General features: G+C 61.9%; 29 protein-coding genes and 1 pseudogene. 15 read left to right on the top strand and 15 right to left on the bottom strand.

Annotated elements, in window-relative coordinates:
• Window positions 1–165 precede the first annotated feature (165 nt).
• Complete coding sequence (locus EN845_RS00980) at window positions 166–750, top strand: sigma-70 family RNA polymerase sigma factor (RefSeq protein ID WP_335930831.1); 585 nt, start codon at window positions 166–168, stop codon at window positions 748–750.
• 333 nt (window positions 751–1,083) lie between these two features.
• On the opposite strand, the gene EN845_RS00975 is transcribed toward EN845_RS00980, so the two are convergent.
• Window positions 1,084–1,914 carry a Ku protein gene (locus EN845_RS00975; protein ID WP_127280005.1) on the bottom strand — a complete coding sequence of 277 codons (831 nt, stop codon included), beginning with the start codon at window positions 1,912–1,914 and terminating at the stop codon, window positions 1,084–1,086.
• Between the two features lie 179 nt (window positions 1,915–2,093).
• On the opposite strand from EN845_RS00975, the pseudogene EN845_RS35940 reads away from it, so the two are divergent.
• Window positions 2,094–2,364 (top strand): annotated as a pseudogene (locus EN845_RS35940) (hypothetical protein).
• Window positions 2,365–2,384: 20 nt separating this feature from the next.
• Here the strand turns inward: EN845_RS35940 and EN845_RS00965 are convergent.
• The 3 genes from EN845_RS00965 to EN845_RS00955 all read right to left on the bottom strand — a co-directional run bounded on the left by EN845_RS00965 (window position 2,385) and on the right by EN845_RS00955 (window position 5,594).
• Window positions 2,385–3,029: a response regulator gene (locus tag EN845_RS00965; RefSeq protein ID WP_127869435.1), complete on the bottom strand. Its 645-nt coding sequence runs from the start codon at window positions 3,027–3,029 to the stop codon at window positions 2,385–2,387.
• Window positions 3,030–3,518: 489 nt separating this feature from the next.
• Window positions 3,519–4,697, bottom strand: a complete 1,179-nt coding sequence (locus EN845_RS00960; RefSeq protein WP_127280007.1) for a zinc-dependent alcohol dehydrogenase — start codon at window positions 4,695–4,697, stop codon at window positions 3,519–3,521.
• A gap of 111 nt (window positions 4,698–4,808) precedes the next feature.
• Window positions 4,809–5,594, bottom strand: a complete 786-nt coding sequence (locus EN845_RS00955; protein ID WP_135906790.1) for an SDR family NAD(P)-dependent oxidoreductase — start codon at window positions 5,592–5,594, stop codon at window positions 4,809–4,811.
• Window positions 5,595–5,754: 160 nt separating this feature from the next.
• Between EN845_RS00955 and EN845_RS00950 the strand changes: the two genes are divergently transcribed.
• Window positions 5,755–6,021: a hypothetical protein gene (locus EN845_RS00950; protein ID WP_127280506.1), complete on the top strand. Its 267-nt coding sequence runs from the start codon at window positions 5,755–5,757 to the stop codon at window positions 6,019–6,021.
• A complete protein-coding gene (locus tag EN845_RS00945; RefSeq protein ID WP_127280505.1) occupies window positions 6,018–6,221 on the top strand; it encodes a hypothetical protein in 204 nt (67 codons plus the stop codon). The genes EN845_RS00950 and EN845_RS00945 overlap by 4 nt, the downstream gene beginning before the upstream one ends.
• Window positions 6,222–6,279: 58 nt before the next feature.
• Here the strand turns inward: EN845_RS00945 and EN845_RS00940 are convergent, their stop codons facing one another.
• Window positions 6,280–7,914 (bottom strand): M20/M25/M40 family metallo-hydrolase, encoded by a 1,635-nt coding sequence (locus tag EN845_RS00940; protein ID WP_167531226.1) that lies wholly within the window; start codon window positions 7,912–7,914, stop codon window positions 6,280–6,282.
• A 266-nt stretch (window positions 7,915–8,180) separates the two neighbouring features.
• Here EN845_RS00940 and EN845_RS00935 point away from each other — a divergent pair, with 266 nt between their 5' ends.
• Window positions 8,181–8,378: a hypothetical protein gene (locus tag EN845_RS00935; RefSeq protein WP_127280503.1), complete on the top strand. Its 198-nt coding sequence runs from the start codon at window positions 8,181–8,183 to the stop codon at window positions 8,376–8,378.
• Between the two features lie 735 nt (window positions 8,379–9,113).
• On the opposite strand, the gene EN845_RS35935 is transcribed toward EN845_RS00935, so the two are convergent.
• Window positions 9,114–9,263 carry a hypothetical protein gene (locus EN845_RS35935; protein ID WP_245511605.1) on the bottom strand — a complete coding sequence of 50 codons (150 nt, stop codon included), beginning with the start codon at window positions 9,261–9,263 and terminating at the stop codon, window positions 9,114–9,116.
• 171 nt (window positions 9,264–9,434) lie between these two features.
• On the opposite strand from EN845_RS35935, the gene ade reads away from it, so the two are divergent.
• Window positions 9,435–11,252 (top strand): adenine deaminase, encoded by a 1,818-nt coding sequence (ade, locus tag EN845_RS00925; protein WP_127869432.1) that lies wholly within the window; start codon window positions 9,435–9,437, stop codon window positions 11,250–11,252.
• A gap of 24 nt (window positions 11,253–11,276) precedes the next feature.
• On the opposite strand, the gene EN845_RS00920 is transcribed toward ade, so the two are convergent.
• Both EN845_RS00920 and EN845_RS00915 read right to left on the bottom strand, forming a co-directional pair.
• On the bottom strand, window positions 11,277–12,437 hold the full coding sequence (locus EN845_RS00920) for an alpha/beta hydrolase (protein WP_127869431.1): 1,161 nt from the start codon (window positions 12,435–12,437) through the stop codon (window positions 11,277–11,279).
• A gap of 137 nt (window positions 12,438–12,574) precedes the next feature.
• Window positions 12,575–13,648 (bottom strand): alpha/beta hydrolase, encoded by a 1,074-nt coding sequence (locus EN845_RS00915; RefSeq protein WP_127869430.1) that lies wholly within the window; start codon window positions 13,646–13,648, stop codon window positions 12,575–12,577.
• 385 nt (window positions 13,649–14,033) lie between these two features.
• Here EN845_RS00915 and ilvA point away from each other — a divergent pair, with 385 nt between their 5' ends.
• Both ilvA and EN845_RS00905 read left to right on the top strand, forming a co-directional pair.
• Window positions 14,034–15,290, top strand: coding sequence for a threonine ammonia-lyase IlvA (gene ilvA, locus EN845_RS00910; RefSeq protein WP_127869429.1), 1,257 nt, complete (start codon window positions 14,034–14,036; stop codon window positions 15,288–15,290).
• Entirely contained in the window at window positions 15,287–15,841 is a 555-nt protein-coding gene (locus EN845_RS00905) for a DUF1697 domain-containing protein (RefSeq protein ID WP_127869428.1), read from the top strand. Before ilvA ends, EN845_RS00905 begins: the two co-directional genes overlap by 4 nt.
• A gap of 47 nt (window positions 15,842–15,888) precedes the next feature.
• On the opposite strand, the gene EN845_RS00900 is transcribed toward EN845_RS00905, so the two are convergent.
• Together EN845_RS00900 and gloA are read right to left on the bottom strand one after the other, a co-directional pair.
• Window positions 15,889–16,182 (bottom strand): DUF2218 domain-containing protein, encoded by a 294-nt coding sequence (locus EN845_RS00900; protein ID WP_127869427.1) that lies wholly within the window; start codon window positions 16,180–16,182, stop codon window positions 15,889–15,891.
• 132 nt (window positions 16,183–16,314) lie between these two features.
• Complete coding sequence (gene gloA / locus EN845_RS00895) at window positions 16,315–16,755, bottom strand: lactoylglutathione lyase (RefSeq protein ID WP_127280045.1); 441 nt, start codon at window positions 16,753–16,755, stop codon at window positions 16,315–16,317.
• Window positions 16,756–16,971: 216 nt separating this feature from the next.
• Between gloA and EN845_RS00890 the strand changes: the two genes are divergently transcribed.
• The 3 genes from EN845_RS00890 to EN845_RS00880 are packed head-to-tail and all read left to right on the top strand — an operon-like array spanning window position 16,972 to window position 18,940.
• Window positions 16,972–17,568, top strand: a complete 597-nt coding sequence (locus EN845_RS00890) for a cold-shock protein (RefSeq protein WP_127869719.1) — start codon at window positions 16,972–16,974, stop codon at window positions 17,566–17,568.
• A gap of 23 nt (window positions 17,569–17,591) precedes the next feature.
• Entirely contained in the window at window positions 17,592–18,155 is a 564-nt protein-coding gene (locus EN845_RS00885) for a DUF192 domain-containing protein (protein ID WP_127869426.1), read from the top strand.
• Between the two features lie 17 nt (window positions 18,156–18,172).
• Complete coding sequence (locus EN845_RS00880; RefSeq protein ID WP_127869425.1) at window positions 18,173–18,940, top strand: alpha/beta hydrolase; 768 nt, start codon at window positions 18,173–18,175, stop codon at window positions 18,938–18,940.
• Between the two features lie 43 nt (window positions 18,941–18,983).
• Here EN845_RS00880 and EN845_RS00875 read toward each other — a convergent pair whose 3' ends face one another.
• On the bottom strand, window positions 18,984–19,580 hold the full coding sequence (locus EN845_RS00875; RefSeq protein WP_127869424.1) for a hypothetical protein: 597 nt from the start codon (window positions 19,578–19,580) through the stop codon (window positions 18,984–18,986).
• Between the two features lie 134 nt (window positions 19,581–19,714).
• On the opposite strand from EN845_RS00875, the gene cysE reads away from it, so the two are divergent.
• Window positions 19,715–20,563: a serine O-acetyltransferase gene (cysE, locus tag EN845_RS00870; protein ID WP_127280041.1), complete on the top strand. Its 849-nt coding sequence runs from the start codon at window positions 19,715–19,717 to the stop codon at window positions 20,561–20,563.
• 145 nt (window positions 20,564–20,708) lie between these two features.
• On the top strand, window positions 20,709–20,912 hold the full coding sequence (locus EN845_RS00865) for a DUF3126 family protein (protein ID WP_006200852.1): 204 nt from the start codon (window positions 20,709–20,711) through the stop codon (window positions 20,910–20,912).
• A 54-nt stretch (window positions 20,913–20,966) separates the two neighbouring features.
• Here EN845_RS00865 and EN845_RS00860 read toward each other — a convergent pair whose 3' ends face one another.
• Window positions 20,967–21,698, bottom strand: a complete 732-nt coding sequence (locus tag EN845_RS00860; RefSeq protein ID WP_127869423.1) for a hypothetical protein — start codon at window positions 21,696–21,698, stop codon at window positions 20,967–20,969.
• 114 nt (window positions 21,699–21,812) lie between these two features.
• On the opposite strand from EN845_RS00860, the gene EN845_RS00855 reads away from it, so the two are divergent.
• On the top strand, window positions 21,813–22,148 hold the full coding sequence (locus EN845_RS00855) for a hypothetical protein (RefSeq protein ID WP_127869422.1): 336 nt from the start codon (window positions 21,813–21,815) through the stop codon (window positions 22,146–22,148).
• A gap of 19 nt (window positions 22,149–22,167) precedes the next feature.
• A complete protein-coding gene (locus tag EN845_RS00850) occupies window positions 22,168–22,695 on the top strand; it encodes a gamma carbonic anhydrase family protein (protein WP_127869421.1) in 528 nt (175 codons plus the stop codon).
• A gap of 43 nt (window positions 22,696–22,738) precedes the next feature.
• On the opposite strand, the gene EN845_RS00845 is transcribed toward EN845_RS00850, so the two are convergent.
• The 3 genes from EN845_RS00845 to EN845_RS00835 form a co-directional block, all read right to left on the bottom strand.
• Complete coding sequence (locus EN845_RS00845; RefSeq protein WP_167531247.1) at window positions 22,739–23,299, bottom strand: ankyrin repeat domain-containing protein; 561 nt, start codon at window positions 23,297–23,299, stop codon at window positions 22,739–22,741.
• Between the two features lie 254 nt (window positions 23,300–23,553).
• The gene (locus EN845_RS00840; protein ID WP_127869419.1) at window positions 23,554–24,162 is read right to left on the bottom strand and encodes a transglutaminase-like cysteine peptidase; all 609 of its coding nucleotides are present in this window, start codon (window positions 24,160–24,162) and stop codon (window positions 23,554–23,556) included.
• A gap of 279 nt (window positions 24,163–24,441) precedes the next feature.
• A complete protein-coding gene (locus EN845_RS00835) occupies window positions 24,442–25,059 on the bottom strand; it encodes a PilZ domain-containing protein (RefSeq protein ID WP_127281204.1) in 618 nt (205 codons plus the stop codon).
• Window positions 25,060–25,104 lie beyond the last annotated feature (45 nt).

Below are 25,104 nucleotides of genomic sequence, written 5' to 3'. Positions count from 1 at the left end.
CCCCGTACCCAGCCTTGTTCCAAAAGCGCTGCTGGCGACGCCATGTCGTCCGACGCTTCGGCCCGGACATTATTCGCCGGAGCTTAAGGCGTGGCGGAACGAACCAAACAGCCGCGCATTAAGCTTAGGCTGCATTCACACTCGTACTGTTTGGGAGTTGGATCGTTGTCATCCGGACGCTATGCGTTGGTCAACAAGCCGAACGAAGAGAATTCCATCGTCGATCTTATACCCGCCCTCCGGGCTTTCGCGCGAACCTTCTGCCGTGTCCCCGATGACGCCGACGACCTTTTGCAGGAGACACTGACTAAGGGGCTTGCCAATACCGACAAATTCGAACCCGGAACACGCATGAAGTCGTGGCTCTTCACCATCATGCGCAACACGTATTACACCCGAATAAAAGCCGCCGTCCGGGAGGCGCCCGGTCTCCTCGATTGCGCGTCCTTACGCCCGATTTCGGAAGCCACGCAGGAATGGTCCGTCCAGAGCAGGGAGGTTCACCGTGCCATTCAGCAGCTGCCCGAACATCAGCGTGAGATCCTGATGCTGATCGGAGTGCTGGGGTTTAGTTATGAGGAAGCCGCCGATATATGCGGCTGCGCGATCGGGACGGTCAAAAGCCGGCTCAATCGGGCGCGCGCCGGCGTGCTGGAATCACTCGGCGAAAGGTCACTCAAGACACTGGTGGAACGGCGAGCACATTTGTCGGACGGACAGCTTGATCTCGGCACCGACCATCATCCCTGATGGGATTATCCAGCGATTGTCCATTGTCCAAGTTCCTCGTGGATCAGTTTGTCAATTCCCGCCGCCGCTTTTCGACAAGCGCGTTCTGCAATTCGACGGCAAGTCGGATCAACCGATCGGGTACCTTCTCCTGTTCGATCGCGGTCAGGAGTGAAGCGATTTTCAAATCCACCAAGATACCAGTGGGAGGGGTGGTCTGGCTCGAGCGGGGCATCGTCGCCTCTGAGGAATGTCGATCTCTTCGCGTCCAGTGTGACGGCACGCGTCCCGCTTTGCAAGGAGGTCCGGCATGCGCGAACGACCTACATCCGCGGCTACGATTGATGGTGGCAACTAGGCCGATCTCTTCTTGGAGGCGGTAGCTTTGCCCTTCCGCGACCCGCTGCCCTCCTGCGCTAGGCTCTTGCGCAATATCTCGGCAAGGTTGACGACGTTCTCCTTTGGCCGGGGAGCGGATTTTGGCGGCGCTTCGCCTTTGCGCTTGGCTTCGATCATCGCGATCAGCGCATCTTCGTAAGTGTCTTCAAATTTCGAGGGATCGAACCTGGTCACTTTCTTTTCGATAAGCAGGCTGGCGATTTCGGTAAGGTCGGAATCGTATTCGACTTTCTTGATCTCCTTGAAAACGCTTTGCTCGGAGATTACTTCGCTGTCGCTGCGCAACTCGGTCAGAAGCATGCCTTTGCCGAAGGGCTGGATCAGGACTTCACGACCGCGCTGATAGAGGACCACACAAGAGCGGGCAGCGACCCTTTTCTTTTCCATGGCCTTGCGGATCACTTCAAAGGCCTCGGCCGCCGCGCCGTCCGCAGGGATCAGGTAATAGGGCTTTTCAAGGTAGCGTGTGTCGATATCGCCCAACTCGACAAATTCGCCGACCTCCAATGTATGGGCTGAGGTAAGCTTCAGCTTCTTGATCTCGTCAGGCTCGATGCGGACGTAGTCGTCAGTGTCGATTTCGAAACCCTTCACTTGATCCTCGGCATCAACGGCCTCCCCGGTTGCTTCATCGACATAGGCACTTTTGACCGGCAGCCCGTCCTTGCGATTGAGTATCTTGAAATGGATCCTGGAGGCCTCGCTGGTGGCGCCAATTATCTTCACGCCACAGGTGACGGATCCGACCTTCAAAAAACCTTTCCAAGCGGCTCGTGGCGCAACCATGCGGGACCTCTCAATCGCTGATGGCCACCAACGGATGCCGGTCGCAATTGTTCCTGGAACACCGCCGTCGGGATGGTGTTAGGCACCCTCGACGCCACGGGGAAGGCAGAACGTGGCGGCACCGAAATCGACAGGAGACCTCCTATGTCCGAAGCGCAGACGACAATCGACATGACGACATCCGCAAATAGGCAGAGGAGCGGAAAGGTAGGCCAGCCGGGTGCGCGGCCGGCGAGAAGGTGGCGTTCTAAGCATCGATTTCGGCGAACCGGAAGAATCATTCGTAGCTATCGAATGGGAAGAGTTCTTTCGTATCTTCGAGGACATGATCTGGCGTTTCTTCATCGGGCCAAGACCGGCGCCGGTAAGACCAGCCGCTTCAAAAAATTCGTCAAGCGTGACCGTATTAGAGCGACAGCCTCGGTCCGCGGCGCACGGATAGATCGGTAGCGCGTCGCGGCATTGCAGCCTCAGTTCAGAAGGCCGGCACCGCCGGAACTGACTACATTGTGCATGACGCGGTTCAGCCAATCCTCGGTGGAGAGCCCGGCCTGCCTTTGGTCGATATCGCGGAGCGCCAATTCGAGCGTCCTCTCGACCAGTCGATCGGAAGCGTTGACGTCTGCGAGTAGCAAACGCGCCGCCAGCCTCAGCTTGGGCAGAAGCGCGAACACGTCGTCGGGAGAGGTCGGCTTGTCGTCGTCGCGCGAGAACGGCGGGAACAAGGCATTGGAGACTTCCTTGCTGGTGGAGGATTTCCAAAGATTGCTGGCACAACGCAGATGCTCAGGAATGGTGATATCGCCTACGCCGCTGAAGAACACGAAGGGCACGCCCCGCCGGAGCAATTGGTCTGCGATAGGGGATACCCGGCGGCCGTTGATGTCGATATCCAGGATCGCCGCCTCGGCCGTCTGCGTATGTATCGCGGCCTGTTCGAGCGTGGCCGCCGGGCCCAGAATCACCGCGCCCATATTGCTGAAATAGCGTGCAAGGTCGTCGGCCAGCAACCATTCATCCTCGACGATAAGAAGCCGCACGCCTCGCAGATTGCGCACCCCACTATCCTTTCTTTGATCAAGAACGGACGTTGCCTGTTTGGCAAGACCGTTCATCCTGCGCGGCCTGCAGGCGCCTGGTCGACACCGAGCCCAAACCTGTCGCCGTAACCGGCTTTCTTTCGGTCAAACGCTTGGTCACTGAACACCGTCCGTCCTCGGCACAACGGATTTGGTCCCAGCTTGTTCCGTCGCCCGGCGCCGCGGCCGAGGCAGAGGGTTTCAGGTCGTCGCCGTTAGGCGGCGTTGCCCGGGATGGCTTCCAAGGTATCGGTATCCTCGGGGCCGGAAGTGTCAGTCAATCGGGTCATCCGTCGGTCGCGGCGTGGCGCCGGCCTGACGCTTTCGGCCGATGTTGCGATTGGCAGCGGGATTGTCGTGTGGTGTTGACTATAGGGTAGGGGCCGACGGTCTTGGGGCCACCGGCGGGCTCCGGCGTCGGTATCGGTTTCGTCCCCTCCGCGATGGAAAGCCGCTGGCACTTGGCGACCGGATGGCGGGTTTTGCGGCATCAGGTCATTCTTGGGTGGAAAGGCTGGTTCAGTCTCAGCCATGAGGCCGCATTACCACCTTGATGCAGCCATCCTGCTTGTCGCGGAAGGTCTTGTAGAGGTCGGGACCGGCGTCGAGATCCGCCCTGTGGGTGATGACGAAGGAGGGATCGATCTCGCCCTCCTGAACCTTGGCCAGGAGCGGTTCCAGGTAGCGCTGCGTATGTGTCTGACCCATCCGGAAGGTGAGCCCCTTGTTCATGGCGGCGCCAAACGGGATATGGTCGAGAAGTCCGACATAGACGCCGGGAACGGAGACCGTACCGCCCTTGCGGCAGCAGTAGATCGCCTCGCGCAGCACATGCGGTCTGTCGGTGCCGAGATAGACGGCTGCCTTCACTTTGTCGACCATGGCGTCGAAGCTGGCGCCCGGATCGGATTCGGTACCGACGCAATCGATGCAGCGGTCCGGGCCACGACCGCCGGTCATCGCCATCAGGGCGTCATAGATGTCGGAATTGCTGAAATCGAGCGTCTCGGCCCTGCCGTGGTCGCGGGCCATGGCGAGCCGCTCGGGAACCTTGTCGATGGCGATGACACGACCGGCGCCGAGCATCCATGCGCTTTGGATGGCGAATTGGCCGACTGGACCGCAGCCCCAGATCGCCACCGTGTCGCCCGGCTCGATGCCGGCATTCTCAGCCGCCATATAGCCGGTCGGAAAGATGTCGGACAAGAACAGCACTTGCTCGTCATCCAACCCGTCGGGCACTTTGATGGGGCCGACATCGGCGAACGGAACGCGCAGATACTCGGCTTGGCCACCCCAGTAGCCGCCGACCAGATGCGAGTATCCGAACAGGCCGGCCGGCGACTGTCCCATCACCTTGGCCGCCTCCTTGGCATTGGGATTGGAGTTGTCGCACAGCGAGAACAGCCCGCTTTTGCAAAACCAGCACTCGCCGCAGGAAATGTTGAAAGGCACCACGATGCGGTCGCCTTTCCTGAACTTCGAATGGCCCTTGCCGACTTCGACCACTTCACCCATGGTTTCATGGCCGAGCACGTCGCCCGACTTCATGGTCGGCATATAGCCGTTCATGAGATGCAGGTCCGATCCGCATATGGCGCAACACGTCACCTTGATGATAACGTCGCGGTCGTCCTCGATTGCCGGGTCGGCTACCTGTTCGCAGCGTATATCGCCTTTGCCGTGCCATGTGAGGGCTTTCATCATGTTGCTCCCTGGGCTGGAAGGGCCGATGCGATCGCGTCGGCCGGTGGATGTGGAAAGATGCGGGGCCGCCCGGGTGTCGGCCGACGGCCTCGGCGTGTCGTCGACAAGTCAGCCTTTCGGAGCCGATCCCGGTTCGGCCATCTTGCGGTGCTGTTCAGCCAGGGTGCCAGCCGGGGTGACATGGGCGGCTGCCACCTGGAGCTTGTTCCTCCAGCCGCTGATGACCTGTTCCTCGCCCGCCAGCAACGCGTCATAGCCGGCGCGCGCGACGTCGGCCGGATTGTCCTTCTCGTCGGTGCCGACCTTGGTGTCCATCATTTCGGCACGTTCGAAGAACCGCGTCTGCGTCGCACCGGGCATCAGCACCGTCACGGTGACGCCGGTGTCCTTCAATTCGTGCCGTAGCGCGATGGCGAAAGAATCGATGAACGCCTTGGTGCCGTTGTAGACTGCCTGGAACGTGCCCGGCATGAAGCCGGCGATCGATCCGGTAAACAGAATACGCCCGCGTCCGCGCCTGGCCATCCTCGCGGCCAGTTGATGGGCCAGATAAATTGTTCCGTTGATATTGGTGTCGACGATGCGACGGATCTTGTTCCAGTCCTGGTCGACGAAGCCGTGACCCAGGCCGCGCCCCGCATTCAGAAAGAGCAGGTCGATATCCCGATTTCCGATCCGCGACACCAATCTGTCGGCGCCCTCCACGGTTGCCAGGTCGACCTCAAGCGCCTCGACCGCCACGTCGTGCGAAGACAGCGCCTCTGCCGCCTGCTTGATCGCCGGCTCATCGGCCGCGATGACAAGGTTATAACCGGCCTTCGAGCAGAGCTTGGCAAGTTCCTTGCCGATGCCGCTTGAGGCCCCGGTTACCACCGCGAGTTTAGTTGCCGTCATCATATCCTCCGCTCCTGACCGCCGCCCCCAACCATCCCAAGCCAGGATTGTTCCGTGGTCGGTTGCCCGCGTCCGACGACGCGCTCCCGGTCGACAAGTTTTCTCGGGCAAGGTGGAACAACCTTCGTGGCCGACAGTTCGGCGGCAAAGGGAGCCGCGGATGCAGTATGCGCAAGACATCGCCCTCAGGCGCGTTGATATACTGATCGAGCAGTATGTCGTCGCCAGAAGCAAAACCTGTGACTTCGTCTCGACGGAACTGGCTTGCAATGCCATCCGGTCGGTCATGCGCAGCCCCGTCAATGATGCGGAACTCGACCTCATGCTGGCCAGGAAGGCAATGAAACAGGGCCTGTCGGTTCGCTTCGACCGCACGGGACGTTGGTCCGACGTGGTGCCGAAAGCAGGTCAGGAGGACTTGAAATGAGAACGATTCTGCTAATTGCGGCGCTCTTCGCGTTGGCTGGGTGCAATGAGAACAACGCGGATCCGGCCAAGTCCAAGACCGATACGGTGAACAGTCAGCCTGTCGACAAAAATCCGAAAGTCGACAGCAATCCGACGCCTCAGACGAGCTCCGGCGGGGATCAGCAAGGCACCCAGCCCACGCAGCCAGCCAAGCCCTGAACTCGGGCGGGAACCGGCCTGTGCCCTTGCCCACGCAGGGATATGAGGCGGGGCTGCGTCACTCCGCGTTGAGCAGGGCCCTGCAGGTTTGGCTGAGAACACGTGGCAGGACGCTGAACGCATACCCTGTGTGCAGCCGTTCGAGCGGCGTGTGATAATCACGCCCCCACGGGCCGATATTGATCGTCGGGATACTGGCAAGGCCTCGGTGCGCGGGCCAGCGCACCCCGTCGCTCCACATAGGCGTGTTGCGGGCGACCACATCGAGCGAGGATTCTGCCACTTCACCAAAGAAGCTCATATCGGAGATGCCGGCGAAATAATCGGCGCAAGCAATCGTACAGCCGTAGAGTCCGTCTGCGTTGGCGGCAATGTCGCCGGCAATCGCGCGCAGCCTTCTGGCTGCGGGGGTCTGCGACAGGTTCGTTGGCAGGTAAGGTATGGAGCCAAAGCCTATGACCACCGCCGGACCTGACAAACGGCTCAGCCGCCATGCCTCTTCGATGACAAGCCGGCATTGTTCAGGTAGCGAAAGTTCACTGGCCGCGAGCGACGCGCCCAGTGCGCCAACCCTGGATATGGCTTTCCCATCGAGGCGGTCAGCGACAGCCTCGTAACGGTATAGGGCAATGTTGTCGACTACGTCGATAGCGGCCGGCTCGTTACCCGGGCCGAGCCGCTGTTTGAGAGCGCCCAGGCAAGTCGAAGCCGCTTGTGCGCAAAGCTGTTCGAACCGGTCGAACACCTCGCCGGGTGTCCTGCGATAGCTCAGTACATTGAAGCTGGCATAGGCGCTTGCCGGTGTCGTCACGTCATAGCCGGCCTTGCCGTCGCGAATGCTGAGCAGGCTCGCCGGCGTGCCGGGCTCCGACCGGGACTGATCGGTCAGCTCCGGCGCCCATTCCACACGCGTGGCTATCGCGGCAGCCAGCGTCGCGGCATTCAAGCCATTCAGCGGAAAACCGCTATGGGCGGGAACGCCGACAACATAAGCCGTCGGCAGCAGCTTGCCCACAGTGCCCAGCGCGATGATTCGCCCCTTACTGCCGTCGCCATCGTCCGCGATCGCATCGAGATTGATCGCGGCCGCAAATTCCAGTTGGCATTCGTCGGCGATGGTAGGAAGAGCCTGCGCCGCCCTGCGCGCGCCGGCCGAGTTGTTCTCTTCATCGGGTACGGCGAGGAAGAAGATGTTCCCCGCCGGATTGATGCTCTCCGCGAATTGCGTGCAGACGGCCAATCCCGCGGCAAGGCCCGCCTTCATGTCGAGCAGACCGCGTCCGGCGAGAAACTCTCCGGAGGCAAAATCGACGCGTGCGCGTCGGGCGGCGGCCGTCTCGGCTGTGGCAAGGGTCTTGCCGAGCGCAGGCGTGAGCAGGCCCGGCCGGGTCGCGAGATCCTCAAGCTCGCCATAGTCGCGCGTCGTGACGGTGTCGTAATGTCCCGTCAGCACCACAGTGGCCCGGCCACCTCCGCGCAGCAGCATCGCCACGCAGTGTCGGCCGTCTCCGGGCTCGACCTCGATCGTCCAGATTTCCGCATGGCGAAAGGCTGTCTCTTGGCGAAGTTTGCCGGCAAGCCATGGCCCGAACGATGCTTCATCCTCGCTCCCGGTGACGCTCCTGCGCTCGGTCAGGGCGAGCGCCCAGCGTTCGGCGCAGGCGGGCAAGCCCTCTTTTGCTCCACCGTTCATCACCGTCTCCGACATGCTTCGAGAGGTCGAGTTTAGCGTCGGCTAGCTTGTTCCTTCAAGAGCGCGACCGGCTGGGCCTAGCAGCGGCAAGTCTCCCCTGTCGATACCTCGTTGTCGGAATGTGGATGCTGATTATCTGGCCTGCGATTGGAACAACTCGCTCGGTGGCTGGTTGGGCAGCATCCCGTTCCAGGAGATGCGGGCCGTCGACCAGGCAAGTCAAACACGGTTGACCAATCCAGATCTCCACAATCTAGGGAGATTATATGACCTCACGCGACAATGGCCCTCCCGGCAGCACCGATCAGAAGCCACGCTGGGAAGGCCCGCCGGAAAACCGTCCTCGCGGTTATTTGCCGGCGAAGGATGATCCGGCTGAAGATCGTGACGCAGCGGGCGAAAACCTGAAGGATCCCGACAAGCACGACCTGGGCGATGCGCTCACGACCAGGCGCAACAAATAGAATGCGACAAATGCCACGCCGGGAGCAATCGAAATACTGACAAGGCCGCGCATATGCCGCAGGCAACAGAAGCGCGGGCTTGCGGAAAAGGCGCGGAGCGGGGCGCCTGGGCGACACCCAACAAGTATGGCCGCGCAGGCAACAGTCTGCCAATTCTGAAACCCTGTCGCGATGACTTTGGGGATTATGTCTTTGCTTGTCCAAACCCCTTCCCTCGCCACCGGCATCGGTGCTATCGCAACCCGCTGATGCGCCTCATGCAGATACTCGCAGGAAAAAATTGGCACCGCAATTGGCACCGGACGGGCGATGAGGGGCAGGGACGTAGAGGTACGCAAGCGGCTATCGAGATTAGACAATTACCGGAAAACCGAGCTGGTCGGGACCTTTACGGACACATCGGGATTGCCGGAGCCGTATTTTAAGTCCCTTGCGTCTACCAATTCCGCCACGTCCGCAGCCCAGCCCTTTTCAGATGCCAGACACAGCCCGTCAAGTCGTGTTCTGCGGTGCCTGAACACGCAACCCAGAGGAGATCGCGCAACGATACTGGCGCGATCACGGAATTATCCGCGCCGTGGGCATCGGTAAATATCTGCGCGGCGGACTTGATCCGCCATGGCCGGCGCCTCTCAGGCCCAACCCATTCCCCCGCCCACTGGGGACGCCGGCCGCCCCCCACTTCCGGCAAGATCGGTCTGCGCGCTGCTTGTTGAGCAACGCCGGTGGCGACGCTCAGAACTTGTCGGTCGGCGCGTAATCGACGTCGACACCGACGGTCCAGCCGACGGTGGTGCGTGTGTCTGAGAAGGCGGTGCCCGCATCTTGCGACGTCTCGACGCCGGCGAGGGCGAGGGCGACGCCGCCTATGCCGTAGACCAGCACACGATCAATCGCCTACGACATTTCCGGGCCCGCCGAATTCCGCTGTGCCGTCGATCGAGGAATAGTTGAGGTCAGCTTCGGCGCCGATCCGGCGATCTCCGGGCAAATCCACGCTTCCTCGCTGGCCAAAACGCCGTCGGCTTGGCACAGTCGGGCAAACAGGAGTCTTTGATGGCCAGGAAGCCGCCCGCCCGTGCGACGAAACCCAAACCGTGGACCGACATGGCGACCGATCTGGTCGATGTCGCGATGGGCCGCAAACCCGCCGATCTCGTGATCCGCAACGGGCGCTGGGTGAACGTCCATTCGGGCGAGATCATCGCCGGCACCGACATCGCCATATCTGGCGGCCGCTTCGCCTATTGCGGGCCGAATGCCAGCCACACGATCGGGCAGGGCACCAAGGTGGTCGACGCAGGCGGACGCTATCTCGTGCCCGGCCTTTGCGACGCGCACATGCATGTCGAGAGCGGCATGGTGACGGTCACCGAATTCTGCCGCGCCGTCATCCCGCACGGCACCACCTCGATGTTCATCGATCCGCACGAGATCGCCAATGTGCTGGGCCTGCCGGGCGTGCGGCTGATGCATGACGAGGCGGTGGCCATGCCCATCAACGTGCATGTGCAGATGCCGTCCTGTGTGCCCTCGGCGCCCGGGCTTGAACATGCCGGCGCCGAGCTGACGGTCGCCGATGTCGCTGAAGCGATGACCTGGGAAAACATCATCGGACTTGGAGAGGTGATGAATTTCCCTGGCGTCGCCGCCAACGATCCGGTGATGTCGGGCGAGATCGCCGCGACGGTCAAGGCTGGCAAGACGGTCGGCGGCCACTATGCCTCGCGCGATCTTGGTCTGCCGTTCCACGGCTATGTCGCCGGCGGACCCGAGGATGACCACGAGGGCACGCGCGCCGAGGACGCCATCGCCCGCGTGCGCCAGGGCATGAAGGCGATGCTCAGGCTGGGCTCGGCCTGGTACGATGTTGCCTCGCAGATCAAGGCGGTGACGGAGAGCGGCATCGATCCGCGCAATTTCATCCTGTGCACCGACGATAGCCATTCCGGCACGCTGGTCCATGAAGGCCACATGGACCGGGCGGTGCGCCACGCCATCCAACAGGGGTTGAAGCCGGTGACCGCGATCCAGATGGCAACGCTCAACACCGCCCTTCATTTCAAGCTGGAACGCGAGATCGGTTCGATCGCGCCGGGGCGGTTGGCCGACCTGCTGATCGTCTCCGATCTCACCGCAATGAGCATTGACGAGGTCTATGCGCGCGGCGTCAGGCTGGCCAAGGGCGGCAAGCTCGACATCGATATTCCGGCCTATGATTATCCGAAGACGGCGAAGAACACCGTCAAGCTCGGCAAGAAACTGAAGGCCGGCGATTTCGATGTCGCGGCACCCAAGGGCGCCAACGAAGTGCGGGTGCGGGTGATCGGCGTCATCGAGAACCAGGCACCCACGCGCGCGCTGGAGGCCGACCTGCCAGTCGAGGATGGGCTGGTCGCCATGGATCGCCGCAACGACATATGCCAGATCGCGCTGGTCGAGCGGCACAGGGGCACGGGTGGCGTCACCAATGCCTTCGTCTCCGGTTTCGGTTACATGGCCGACTGCGCCATGGCCTCCAGCGTCGCCCATGACGCCCATCACATCATCTGCGTTGGCACCAACAAGCAGGACATGGCGCTGGCCGTGAACCGGCTGGGGGAAGTCGGCGGCGGCGTCGTGCTGTTCTCCAGAGGCAAGGAACTGGCACTGGTCGAAATGCCGATCGCCGGGCTGATGTCGGACGAGCGCGCCGAGATCGTCGCCGCCAAGGCTGAGAAACTGACCGAGGCGATGCGCAAGATGGGCTGCTCCCTCAACAACGCCTACATGCAGCACTCGCTGCTGGCGTTGGTGGTCATTCCCGAGCTCAGGATTTCCGACGTCGGGCTGATCGACGTGACGACGTTCCAGAAAGTCGATCTGTTCGTCTGAGGCCAGCCGTCCGCTCTTGGCTGTCTACCCGCCGGTGGCGATGGTCAGCACCTTGAACGGCGTCGTGATGATGACTTCGGCGGCGGAGCCGACGACCTTTCCGAGGCCCTGACCGATATTGCTAAGCTGTGCCGGGTCCTCGTCCGCGGCCAGGCCGGCCGGCGTGCGCAGCCTGTTCCCGAGCAATTGCACCAGGAACGGGTTGTCGGCGAATTTGGCGTGGTTGAGGCCGCCGTCGCCGCCCTTCGTCTTGGTCAGGTCGACCACGGCCACGCCATAGGAGGCGAGGTCCGCCGCATTGCCGTAATCGCCGACTCGCGGCTTGTCGCCAGAAATGAGGGACGACAGCTTCAGGGCCCGATCGTCGCCTGAAAGCAGGATGGCGAAGGGCTTGGTAGGTTTGCCGTAGCGGATCATCTGCTTCTTGAACACGTCGACATCGATGTCCGGCGAGGCCAAGATGACATAGCCGAGCTTGCCGCCGAGATCCCGGTCGCCGGTGATGGCGAGTTGGCGCAGCGCCTCCATCGTCAACCAGGTGCCCATTGAATGGGCGATGATGTCGATGCTCTTGACCCGAGTCTTGGCAAGCATCCTGAGCGTTGCCTCGAGGTCGTCGCGCGCGGCATTGGCACTGTCCCTGTCGTAGAGATACCCTGTTGTCTTGGCGCTCGAGGCCCATGAGAACAGCACCGGGGTACCCGGATATTTCGTGTCGTGGGCGATCTGCGTCAGCCGGTAGATGCCGTCGTCGAAACCATTGTTGAAGCCATGCACGAAGACCAGCGCGCGGTCGCCGCGCATGGTGATGTCGGCGCCGACCGCCTTGGCGAATTGCGGCGCGCCTTCATAGTAGGTGACATCCTTGGCTGTGAAGTCCTTGGCCGGATTGCTGTTGGCGGTCCCCTTGGCCCGCTCGATGGCGCCGACCTGATGGCTCCTCGGAACGGTGACGTCGACACGGGCATAGCTGGTGGTCAGGGAACGATCGCTATCGAACACCTGCCGCGGATCCTTCGTTGCCTTCTGGCGCGTCGTCGCAACAAAAATCTCATGCGTGGCCGCGATGTCCGAAGCCGGTGCGGCGATGGTGGTCTTGTTGAGGAGGTCATGCGTAGGGCCGGCGCAGCCGCCGATGGCGAGCGCAAATGCGAGGACGAGCAAACCCTTCAAACGCACAGTCACACGTCGGCTCCCGCAGCGGGGGACGTCAAACGCATGACGTCACTGACTATTCCGATAAGGCCAGAGGCCGGCGCGGTCCAGTTCAAAGTGGATTGATGGCTCGGCAATGGTGCACGGCGAAATCCGCTGCGCCGCATCTATTGCCCAAGCAGGCTGATGCGGTCGGTCACGTCCCGATCGCTGGCGAAACCATCGTCCTCGCGCAGCCGCTGGCCGATCATCTTCACCAGGGCCGGATTGTCGGCGAATTTCGTATGGTTGAAGCTGTCGCTGCCCTTGACCTTTGAGAGATCGACTACCGTCACGCCATAGGTGGCAAGATCGGCGGCATCCTTGTAGTCGCCGACGCGCGGCCGCGAACCGGCGATCAGGCCGGAGAGCCTGAGCGCCCGGTCATCGTCCGACAACAGCAGGATGAACGGCTTGTCGGGCTTGCCGTAGCGGCGCATCTGGCTCTTGAACACATCGACATCGATGTCGGGAGAGGCCAGCACCACATCGCCAAGCTTGCCGCCGAGGTCGCGGTCGCCGCTGATGGCCATCTGGCGCAGCGTTTCCATGGTCACCCAGGTTCCCATCGAATGCGCGACAATGTCGATGCGCCGCGCACCGGACTGCTGCAGCATTCGCAGGGTCACTTCGAGCTGGTCGCGGGCGGCGCTGGCGCTTTCCTTGTCATAGACATAGTCGGTGGTCTTGGCACCCGAGGCCCAGGAAAACAACACCGGTGTCCCGGGATAGCCGGAATCATGCACGATCTGGGTCAGGCGATAGACGGCGTCGTCGAAACCGGTGTTGTAGCCATGGACGAAGACCATCACCCGGCCGCCGCGCGCCGCGATGTCGGCGTTGAGCGCGCTGGAGAATTTCGGTTGGGTATCGTAGCCGACGACCTCGGAAGCCATGAAATATTTGGCCGGATCATCCGACTTGCCGCGTGAGCGACGCTCGATCTGGCCGGTCGTGTGGACTCCCGGAACGGTGACGTTGACGCGGGCGTAGTTCAGCGTCGCCGAGCGTTCGCCGTCGAAAACCTTGTTGGGATCGTCGGATTTCTTGCGCGTCGTGGCGATGAAGATCGAGTGGTTGCCCGCGATTTCCGTCACCGGCGCGGACATGACCGCGCTGCCGAGCAGTTCCTCGGTTTTGCGGCCGCCGCAGCCTGCCACCAGCAAGGCGAGCGCTAGAATGCAAATCGTCTTCAAATGCACGTCAAAAATTCCGATCGAGCCCAAAAAGGGCCATCCACCCTCCGCGATATCTCCCCAGCAGGCGAAGTGCGGCGGAAGTAAGTCATGTCCAGCCAAAATGCGGTCGGCGCCTCGTGACGGTCATCGCAGTGTTGCGCGAAAGCCAAAGCGGCAGGAAGGCCGCAACGTGGCGGAAGGCAGGGGCCTGCATCCCGCCGGATGTCGACTTCGGGCGTCCAACGATGCCCGGCTAGGCTCGATCAAAAAGCGTGAACAAACATTCGCAAGTGCTTGCAAGCATTTCGGGAAGGCGCCGTTGCAGGCACGGGCTCGACCGGGCAATGGTCTTGCGGTGTAATAGGGTTATTGTCTAACTCGCCCGCGGGCGATCCGGGATGATCTTGCCATGACCAGCTTTTCCGCGCGCGTCGCCACCGCCGCCTCCGCGATCCGCCAGATCTTCCCGCAGACACCGCTGCAGGAAAATGACTATCTGTCGAAAAAGACTGGCGCGCGGGTGCTGTTGAAGCGCGAGGATTTGAGCCCCGTGCGGTCCTACAAGATCCGTGGCGCGTTCAATTTCTTCCGCAAGGCGCTTGGCGAAGGCAACCAAGCCGAGCTGTTTGTCTGTGCATCCGCAGGCAACCATGCGCAGGGCTTTGCCTTCGTCTGCCGCCATTTCGGCAAGAAGGGCGTGGTGTTCATGCCGGTGACCACCCCGCAGCAGAAGATCGACAAGACCAGGCTGTTTGGCGGCGACTTCGTCGAGATCAGGCTGGTCGGCGACTTTTTCGACGATTGCTACCGCGCCGCCTTCGAATTCACCGAAAGCTCCGGTGCCCATATGGTGCCACCGTTCGACCACAAGGACATCATCGAGGGCCAGGCAACGGTCGCCTATGAAATCGCGGACCAGATGCCGGGCGGGCGCATGCCCGACATCGTCATGCTTCCGGTGGGTGGCGGCGGTCTGGCTGCCGGGGTGACGCACTATTTCGCCGATCAGGGTCGCGACGCGCGGTTCGTCTTCTGCGAGCCGGCCGGTGCGCCGAGCCTGCGCGAGAGCCTTGCGGCCGGAAAACGGCTGAGGCTCGCCAAGGTCGACAACTTCGTCGACGGCGCGGCGGTTGCCGAGATCGGCCGCGAACCTTTGCGCTATCTCAAGGAGTTTGCCGCCGACAGCGTGCGGCTGATCCCGGAAAACCGGCTGTGCGCGACCATGATCGAGATGCTCAACGTCGAAGGCGTTGTCCTGGAACCCGCCGGCGCGTTGGCGATCGATGCGCTGAAGGATTTTTCGAGGAAGGAAATCCGGGGCAAGACCATTGTCGCTGTGGTGTCAGGCGGCAATTTCGATTTCGAGCGGTTGCCGGATGTCAAGGAACGGGCGCTGCGCTTCGAAGGCCTGAAGAAGTACTTCATCATCCGCTTCCCGCAGCGGCCGGGCGCGTTGCGCGACTTCCTCGAAATGCTGGGTCCGGATGACGACATCGCGCGCTTTGAATATCTGAAGAAGTCGGCGCGCAACTTCGGCTCGGTTCTGATCGGCATCGAAACCAAGGATCGCCGCAATTTCGATCTGCTCAAGGCGAATTTCGAGGCCGAGGGCGTCCAGTATCAGGACATCACCGACAACGAAACACTGGCGGGTTTCATCATATGAGCGGAAAGGTCTTCATCGCCCTGTTTTCCGGCATCAATGTCGGCGGCAACCGCATCGTCAAGATGGCCGAGCTGCGGTCGTTCTTCGAGGATCTCGGCTTTTCTGCCGTCTCCACCTATGTGCAGAGCGGCAATGCCGTATTCCGGTCCGACAAGGGCGACGCGGCGGCGCTGACCAAGCGAATCGAGGCGGCTTTCGAGGCAAAATGGGGTTTCCATTCGCGCATCATGGTGCGCGATTTCGAATGGTTCGAACGGCTGGTGCGCGAAAATCCCTATCCGGAAGTGGCCGCCGACCACACGAAGCTCCATGCCTACGCGCTGGAGCGTGAGCCGACCGCCGATGAGGTGGCGCGGCTGGCCGAAAAATGCATCGGGCCCGAGCGCTTCGAGGTCAAGGGCGACGTCCTTTATCTCAGCGCGCCGCACGGGCTTGGCAAATCGGTGTTTGCCAACCTCATTCCACGCACGTTGAAAGTGCCGGGCACGGCCCGGAATTGGCGCTCGGTCCTGGCGCTGCTGGAGATGGCGCGCAAGTCTGATAGCGATTGATCCAGGTGTCTCGCCGGAAATGCGCGGCGGCGACACGCATGAACGAACTATGCCGCCTCGGCGCGTTTCCAGTCGAAGGCCAGTTCTTCGCGGAACGCAAAGCGCTTGATGTGGTCGGCAACGACGCTTTCGAGCCGCTCGATCGAAGCGGCTTCGTCGGTCGATACCGTGATGTGCAGCGCTGCCCCGTCGGCGTCCATGACCGTGCGGCCGAGTGAAAGGTCGATGACGCCATGGTTGGGGTCGAACTCGACGGGAAACTTGTGCGCCCAATGTTTGCACAACTGCTGCAGATAGCGGCTCGCGTGCGCCGTGGTGACATTGGCATGGCTGGTCGGCATGAAGGGGGTTCTCCGAAGCTCAATCTCGTGACGTGGCGCCGCTTTTCACGGCAGGCGCCATAGCCGGATAGATAGGCACCACCAAGCGAAACATCACGGAGTGGCCGCCGGTCACTCCAAAAGGGTGATCGATTACCAGCTTCCGGTGTTCGCCATCGACGCCCACGGTTCTGCCTTGGCCTTGGCGGGGCCTTTCTGCAGAAGCTCGATGGAGATGCCGTCCGGCGACCTGATAAAGGCCATGTTGCCGTCGCGCGGCGGCCGGTTGATGGTGACGCCATTGTCCATCAGTCGCTGGCAGGTGGCGTAGATGTCGTCTACCTCGTAGGCGAGGTGGCCGAAATTGCGCCCGCCCTTGTAGTCTTCAGGATCCCAGTTGTAGGTGAGTTCGACCAGCGGCGCCTTGTCGGCGATGCCACTCTGCTCGTCCTCGGACGCCGCCAGGAAGATCAGCGTGAAGCGGCCCTGCTCGTTTTCATAGCGGCGAACTTCCTTCAGCCCGAGCTTGTTGCAGTAGAAATCGAGCGAGGCATCGACATCGGCGACGCGGACCATGGTGTGCAGATAGCGCATGTGTTTTCCTCGATCTGTTGGGTCGCGCGCAACATAGGGTCGGCCCGGTCAAAGGGCAATCGTCCGGCGTCAGGCGGCGCCGGCAAAGAACAAATCCGGTATTCCCGCAATGAACCGTGAAAAAAGGCACGTCAGCTCTTGCACACACCGGAAGCCGCGGTGTTAATCTGGTATCAAGAATCAGTTGCGGTGTTCTTGAATAAAGGGGGCATTCTTATGGGGGAAAAGGCCTCTTTGACCGGGCGGGCCAATACCCTTGGCGACGCCTTGACGCGCGACGAAGGCGGCGACGCCGCCGATTTGGCCGAAATCGCCGGTGCCATCAAGTGGTTCGATGTGGCCAAGGGATATGGCTTCATCCTTCCCGATGACGGTGTTTCGGGCGATATCCTCCTCCACGTGACATGTCTTCGACGGGACGGCTTCCAGACAGCCTTGGAAGGCGCACGCGTGGTCTGTCTTGTGAAGCAAGGCGAGCGCGGGCTGCAGGCCTTCCGTGTGCTTTCCATGGATGTCACCACCGCCGTCCATCCCGCGGAAATGCAGGAACAGCGCACCCATGTCGCGGTGACGCCGGAGAGCGGGCTCGAACGCGCTTTGGTCAAATGGTTCAACCGCACCAAGGGGTTTGGCTTCCTGACCCGCGGCGAGGGGACCGAGGACATTTTCGTCCATATGGAGACCTTGCGGCGCTACGGCATCACCGAGCTTCGGCCGGGGCAGGTCGTGCTTGTCCGTTTCGGCCGCGGTGACAAAGGCCTTATGGCCGCCGAAATTCACCCCGATATGGGCACCTTGCCGGTCTCGCACTAGGGCGAACCGGCCGAGGATTTCATATGACACACAGGAACGGGCTGACGGCGGGCGTGATGTGCGCCGTGGCTGCCGTCATGGTCGCCGCCGCCGCATTCTTCTATTTCCAGGTACCCAGCGCGGCCGATGGCCGGGCGATGATCCTTCCAGTTGATCCCGCGCCGCTGGTTGCCGTGACCAAGAATGGCAAACGCTCCTTCTCGATCGAAGTCGCCGATACCGAGGCCGAGCGGGAAGCCGGCCTGATGTTTCGCGAGGACATGGCCGCCAATCATGGCATGCTGTTCGTCTTCGACGAGACGCGCGACGTCAGTTTCTGGATGAAGAACACGCCGATGGCGCTCGATCTGATCTTTGTCGGCCAGGACGGCAGGATCCGCGCGATCAAGCAGGGTGAGCCGCAATCCGAGGCGATCGTCTCGCCGGGCGAGCCGGTCCGCTTCGTGCTTGAGCTCAAGGCCGGCACGGCCGCCAGGGACGGCATCGCGGACGGCGACCTGCTGCGCCATCCAGTAATCGGCACGGCATCGGGTCCTGGCATGCCGCCCGCGGACAAGGGCGATTCTCCGAACGTCGACTCCGACTGAGCCGGGGATCACCTCCCATGCAGTTTTTTTCCCATGACGGGTTCGATCTTGCCTTCCTCGACCGCCAGCCGGCCTCGGGCGCGGGCGATCCGGTGCTGATGATTCATGGCTTTGCTTCGAGCCACTATGTCAACTGGGTGTCGCCCGGCTGGTTCAAGACGCTCAACGATGCCGGTTATCGCGCCATCGCCTTCGACAATCGCGGCCACGGCGCGTCATCCAAGAGTTACGACGAGGCCGATTATACGCCCGCGAAAATGGCTTCGGACGCGGCAGCCCTGCTCGATCATCTCGGTATCGAGCGGGCCCATGTCATGGGCTATTCGATGGGCGCGCGCATCGCGGCCTTCCTGGCGCTGTCCGATCCGGACAAGGTGGCGACGCTGGTCTTTGGCGGCCTCGGCATCGGCATGATCGATGGGGTCGGCGATTGGGATCCGATCGCCGCCGCCCTTCTTGCCGAGGATCCGTCCGCGACCACCCATCCGCGCGGCCGCGCTTTTCGCGCCTTCGCCGACCAGACCCGCAGCGACCGCCAGGCGCTTGCCGCCTGCATCGCCACGTCGCGGGAATTGCTTGGTGAGGACGACATCGCCCGCATCGCACAGCCGACGCTGATCGCGGTCGGTACCATCGACGACATTGGTGGATCGCCGGACGAGCTCGCGGCGCTGATGCCCAGCGCCAGGGCCTTCTACATCGAGGGCCGCGACCATATGCTGGCCGTCGGGGACAAGACCTTCAAGCAGCGGGTGCTGGAGTTCTACGCCGAAAATCCGCTTTGAGGCGCCGGTTCCTGGGACGAGCGCCTCGGATTCCGAAACTAAGCTAGGTCAAGGCCTGCAGCGAACGCGCCATGTTCAGCCTTGCCTGCGGCTCGAAGCGCTGCTGGAACTCCTGCGTGTGGAAGATATGCGGTCGGGCAAGGAAGGTCTTAAGCACCGCGCCGCGGCCCGCACGCCACATCGGCTCTTCAACCCAGCCATATTCACGGCGAACCGCCCGTTCATAGGCATCGAACGCAACTGCGTCAGCGCCCAGGATCGACAGGTCCATATCGAGGAACAGGCTGGCGTCGCGCGTCGCCGCTGCGTCGTCGAACAGCGGCAACTGGTGCGTGGCGGTGGCGAGGATCATCGCGCTGACGCGGCTCAGGCGCCCGGCATCGGTGCGGCCGGCGAGCTTTTGCTCCGCAAGGGCGGCACTTTGCGCCTCATTGTCCTTGGCTCTGTTGTCGTAGATGGCGTCGTGGAACCAGATCGCCGCTTCGACGGCTTCGGGGTCGTCCAGAAGCGTTCGATAGTCGCCGGCCAGCGTTAGCATCGCTTCGATATGGGCGAGGTTGTGGTAATGGCGGCCGGCGGCATGGTAGAGGACAGAAAGCTCGGTTTTCAGGGCGTCGTCGATCAAGGGTTCGTTTTCCATGGCTGCTTGAATTCCTGCGAACCAAATCCATTTGACACAGCACTAAGGAAAATTGAGTTCAATCGTGCTATGATCTGGCTTATATGTGCGGCCGGACAAGCAGGCAGACTAGCAGGACGCAGGATAAGACGTCGATGAACAGCATCAGCATTTCCCGCCACGGCGCGTTGCAGCCGGTCGATCCGATCTGGCGCTCGATCCGCGACGAAGCGATGGAAGCGGTCAACCGCGACCCGCTGCTGGCCGCGTTCCTCTATTCGACGATCCTCAACCAGGAAAGCCTGGAAGAGGCGGTCATTCACAGGATCGCGGAGCGGCTTGCCCATCAGGATATCGGCTCCGATCTCATCCGCCAGACCTTCAAGTCGATGCTTGCCGACGACAAGGACTGGCCGACCACGGTGCGCGTCGACATCCAGGCCTATTATGACCGCGACCCGGCTTGCGACCGGTTCATCATGCCGGTGCTCTACTTCAAGGGCTTTCACGCCATCCAGACCCATCGGCTGGCGCATTGGCTGTGGAACCACGGCCGCAAGGATTTCGCGCTCTACCTGCAGAGCCGTTCGTCCGCTGTCTTCCAGACCGATATCAATCCGGCCGCGCGCATCGGCAAGGGCATCTTCATCGATCACGCCACCGGCCTCGTCGTCGGCGAGACGGCGGTCATCGAGGACGACGTGTCGATCCTGCATGGTGTGACGCTGGGCGGTACTGGCAAGGCCGGCGGCGACCGCCATCCCAAGATCCGCTACGGCGTGCTGATTGGCGCCGGCGCCAAGATTCTCGGTAACATCGAAATCGGCCATTGCTCCAAGATTGCCGCCGGATCGGTGGTGCTGTCGCCTGTGCCGCACAACAAGACGGTCGCCGGCGTGCCGGCCCGCGTGGTCGGTGAGACCGGCTGCGACCAGCCTTCGCGCCAGATGGACCAGCTTCTGCCGTCGCAGAAGATGGATCACGTGATCAGTTTCGATATCTGATTTGCTGGCAGTGCCCGCATGATTGCGATTTGCCCGGCGGCATTGCCGCTTCCGGTGCAATAAGACCGGCTTGCCTTTACATCGCCATTGTCGACGTGCCAGAAGCGCCGTTCAAACGAGCAAGCCCGATGATCGGAGAAGACTGTTGAAGCCGGACGAAATCAGAAAGCTGGACGCCTATTTCAAGCGCGTCTTCCAGAACCCCAAGCTTGAGGTCAAGGCAAGGCCACGCAAGGAAGATTCGGCCGAGGTCTATGTCGGCGACGAATTCCTCGGCATCGTCTTCAAGGACGAGGACGACGGCGACTATAATTTCTCGATGGCGATCCTGGACATCGACCTGGCCTGAGCCCGCAATGCCACGGCAGGCCGCGTCGAGCGCGGCCGGCCCGCTTTCAGCCGGTCAATGTCTGGCTTTGAGGAGCAGCCCTGCCTCGGCCGTGATCGCCGCGTCCAGCGTCTGCCAGTCGCCGAGGAATTCCCTTGGGAAGCGGTAGGTAAGGCTGAGATCATCCCCGACATGGATGTCCCGCTCGCAAGGAGCCAGCGATTCGCTGGCGCTAGGACCGCTGAGGCAGCGGGCCACGAAGGGGTCCTTGCCCGCGCGCTTGCCGACGACCAGCACCTCGTTCATGTAGCCTGATTTTTCATTGAACCCATAGACCGTCGTGCCGCCAAGCCCTGGAATGCCGGGCTGGACGATCAACGCGCTGTAGATTGGCGCGAACCGGCCACTCATGTCGCGCGACATCATCTGCTGCTCGAAGGACAGGAAGATGATGTTCCTGTTGGCTCCGGCGTGATTGAAATCATCGCGCGACGCCTCGCTGTAGCCGTCCATCTGGGGATAGCGCAGATAGAGGTCGAGGCGCGAGGCGATGCCGTCGCGCCGGGCTGGCTCGAACCTGATGAAATTGGCCGGCACGGTGATGATGTTGTGGCCGATCACCACCTCGCGCACGGTCGCGTCGTCGGTGTATCCGGCCATGGCAATGGAACGGCCGAACCATTTACCGCCAAGGCTGATGGCTATCGACAGCAAGGCCAGAGCCGCGAACGCGTAGAACACCCGCTTCATCAGCTTGGAATCGACCACGGTGAGTTCTGGGCCGTCGGCGATCGCTGCCTGCTTCATCTCGGTCCTCGTCCATCACCATCCGGGTGCCCCGCGGCGGCACACATCGCACGGCACGGCTCTTGCAGCCTTCCTGAAACGACTGTGCGATTTCATGGTAAATGGAGGGTTAATATGGCCCAGATGGAACTCCTGCTGTTCGCTTTTGTCGTCGGGCTGACCGTTTGCGGCCTGACGGGCTCGACAATGGAACTGGTATCGGGTCGCAAGGCCGCCTTCGCCGAGCCTTATGTGTCGCCCTCGCATGTGCTGCGCTCGCTGGCTGTCACTGCCAGTGCCGGACCGTTCATGCTGGTCAACGAAGCCCTCGATGCGCGGCGCCAGGATCGCATTTCGACAGTGGCGCTCCTGTCATGTGGCTGCACCGCTATTGCCTGGTCGCTGGCCCTGGGCATCGTCGTGCTCGCCATTGCTTCCTGGGCGGTCCGTCTCCTAGGGTTTCCAGCCTGAGACGATTCGGAGACCGACAATGCCGCTTTATGCGATCGATGGAACCGAGCCCAGCTTCGCCGATGCGGATTCGAACTGGATCGCGCCCGACGCCACGCTGATTGGCGACGTCAGGATCGGCCGCAATGCCGGCTTCTGGTTCGGCGTCGTCATCAGGGGCGACAACGAGCCCATCATCATCGGCGCCGGCACCAATGTGCAGGAACACACGGTTATGCACACCGATCCCGGCTTTCCGCTGACCATCGGCGAAGGATGCACCATCGGCCATCGCGCCATGCTGCATGGCTGCACGATTGGTGACAACAGCCTGATCGGCATGGGCGCCATCGTGCTGAACGGCGCCAGGATCGGCAAGAATTCACTGGTCGGCGCCGGCGCCCTGGTCACCGAAGGCAAGGAATTCCCGGACAATTCGCTGATCGTCGGTTCACCGGCAAAGGCGATCAGGGTGCTGGACGACGCGGCGGTCGAGCGGCTGCGTGGCTCCGCCGCGCACTACGTCGCCAACGCCGGGCGCTTCAAGGCGGGGCTGAAAAAGGTCTGAAGCCGGCTTTGGCGATGGGTGTCGCCCGGTTCGTCGCTGCAACTCATCGTCCCTTGGAGCGTCGCTTGGCCGTCGCATCGCGCAGCAACGAAGCTCCGGCTTCAAAGCCGGCTTTGTCGGCCTCCTCAAGGGCCGTCGTGTAGTCATCGATACGGGTTTCGAGCGTCGGGTCCGCGCCGGCGGCGAGAAGCAGGCGGATCGCCTCGACGCTGCGGATGGCCACCGCATAGTGAAGCGGCGTCCAGTCGTTGACGCCCCGCATGTTGGGATCGGCGCCGTGATCGACGAGGATGCGGATGATGTCGAGCTTGTCCGCGCGTTCGGTGGACAGCGCCGCGATGATCGGGGGAAATCCGGCATGATCTTCGTAGTTCGGGCTCGATCCGGCTTCGATCAGCGTTGCGACGAAGCCGAGAGGGCTCCAGTAGATCGCATATTCCAGCGGATTGCCAAGACCGAGTTCGAACGGCATGCGCTCGTCGAACCAGCGAGGCGAGCCGCCCAAGGCTTTGCCGAGTTCGTCGAAGTCACCGGCCTTGAAGGCGTCGTCGATCGCCCTGAATAGGCGATGGCGCTCGCATCGATCTTCCGGGATTTCCAGCATCAATGTGACCCAGGAAACGAAACCAACGGCCCGATTGTGCATCGATCTGTTGTGCGTGGAAAGGCGGGCGCGGCGCGATGCGCCACGTGTCATCGGGTCAGTTTAGCATCTTCCCTACAGAAATGGCGGAGCCGGCCCGGGGACGGGGCCGGCTCCTTTGACCCGGTCGTTGGGGACGGGGAGGGTGGGGACTCGACCGGGTTTCTCGTTGAGCGCGTCGCAGCCGTGCAACGCGCCTGACCTTGTTGGCGTCCTCAGCGGACGCTGGCGACCGCGTCGGAACGGCCGTCGTTGATCGTTACCCAAACGCCGGAATTTTCCGTCGATTGACGCTTGAGATAGGTGTAGTCGGTGTCCGTCCAGGACAGCACCTTGGTTTCCAGATTGTCGAGGATGAACTCGCCGAGGCTGGTGCGCACGGTCAGAACCGCATGGCCGTCGCCGTTCGGCTGGCGCGCAACCGTCATCAAAAGGTCGCCGGCGGGCACGCCCACATTCATCAGCTCGCGCCGCTTTTCCAGCGCGTAGTCCTCGCAATCGCCATAGCCACTGTCCGGGTAGGCCCAGTATTCCTCGACACCGTAGTTTTCCATGTCGGTGCGCGGCTTGACGCGGGTGTTGACCGAATTGTTGATGCTGACGATCGACGCCCAGAGCTTGCGGGTCAGGTCGACCGGTTCTCCCTTGGGGGTCTTTTCGTTGCATTCGCCCGGGATGCGTTGGCAGAATTCATAGTGGCCAACAGGCTGCGTGGTGCGTCCGCCGGTATGCATGTAGGCCGGTCCCGCGGCATATGCTGATCCCCAGGCAGAAAACTGCATCGCCATTGCCACCAGCAACAGCTTGCCCCTCGTTCTTTTCATTATTCAGTCTCCCCGTTCGAAGGAGACATTGCCACATGTGGATTTATTTGACGCAAAAGCACGGAGTAGATTTTAAGTAAAACGCCCGTAGAATAAACATAAAATTTGAATCATTTGAGTATTGAATTGTTCGGATTGCGGGATTGGTTTATCTGGTGGGCCTCGCGCGGGCCCTTGACTATGGCGACCTGTCGCCCCGAGGACGCATCGATTGACGCACTCCGGAATCAAAAAAGCCGGCCGCGAGGGCCGGCCTGACAGGTGTACTTTGCTGCCTGATCAGGCGCGCGGCGTGTTGAATTCCGAATCGAGCGTTTCGGGGCGCTGGATGACGGCGAATTCGATGGCGACGCCATCTTCGAAATGCCGGACGATCTGGCCGCGCATCGTGCCGAGCATGACCTGGACACCGATCGCCGGTTTGACCTCGATCTCGATCGCGGCGCCGGACAATGACAGATCGATGATCCGGCACTGATACTGACGGCCGTCGGTGAGCTGCAGCACGCTGGTCGGGTTGCGTGGCGAGACGCGCTCGTGTCGGCGGTCTTCCGGCAGGTCGAGCTCGTGCTTGTTGGCGAGCCATGTCAATTGCGCCGCGAGCTTGTCCTTCTTGCGGTCGGACGCAATCACCGTCATTGCGAAGCCGTCCGGCAACGTGCGCGTCAAGACACCTTCGATGCGACCGATATGATCGATATAGGCGATGACTTTCTCGCCGGGCATGCCGATGCGGTCGGTGCGAAGCGCGACGTTGCCAGGCGACATGTCCACGACCTGGCAGGGGTGCTCGGTGCGGTCCTCCAGCATGAAACGTCCGTATATCTTGACCCGGACGCGCTGAAAGTTACGCCTTTCAGCTTGGGACGGCGCATAGTCGACCGCCGCTGACCTCATGACTGCCTACACCCCGTTTGGCATCCCGCGCCTTAATGCGAGGGA

Origin of the sequence: Mesorhizobium sp. M8A.F.Ca.ET.202.01.1.1, assembly GCF_004791595.1 — a bacterium.
GTDB lineage: Bacteria > Pseudomonadota > Alphaproteobacteria > Rhizobiales > Rhizobiaceae > Mesorhizobium.
This window is presented reverse-complemented; position numbering and strand designations above follow the sequence as displayed.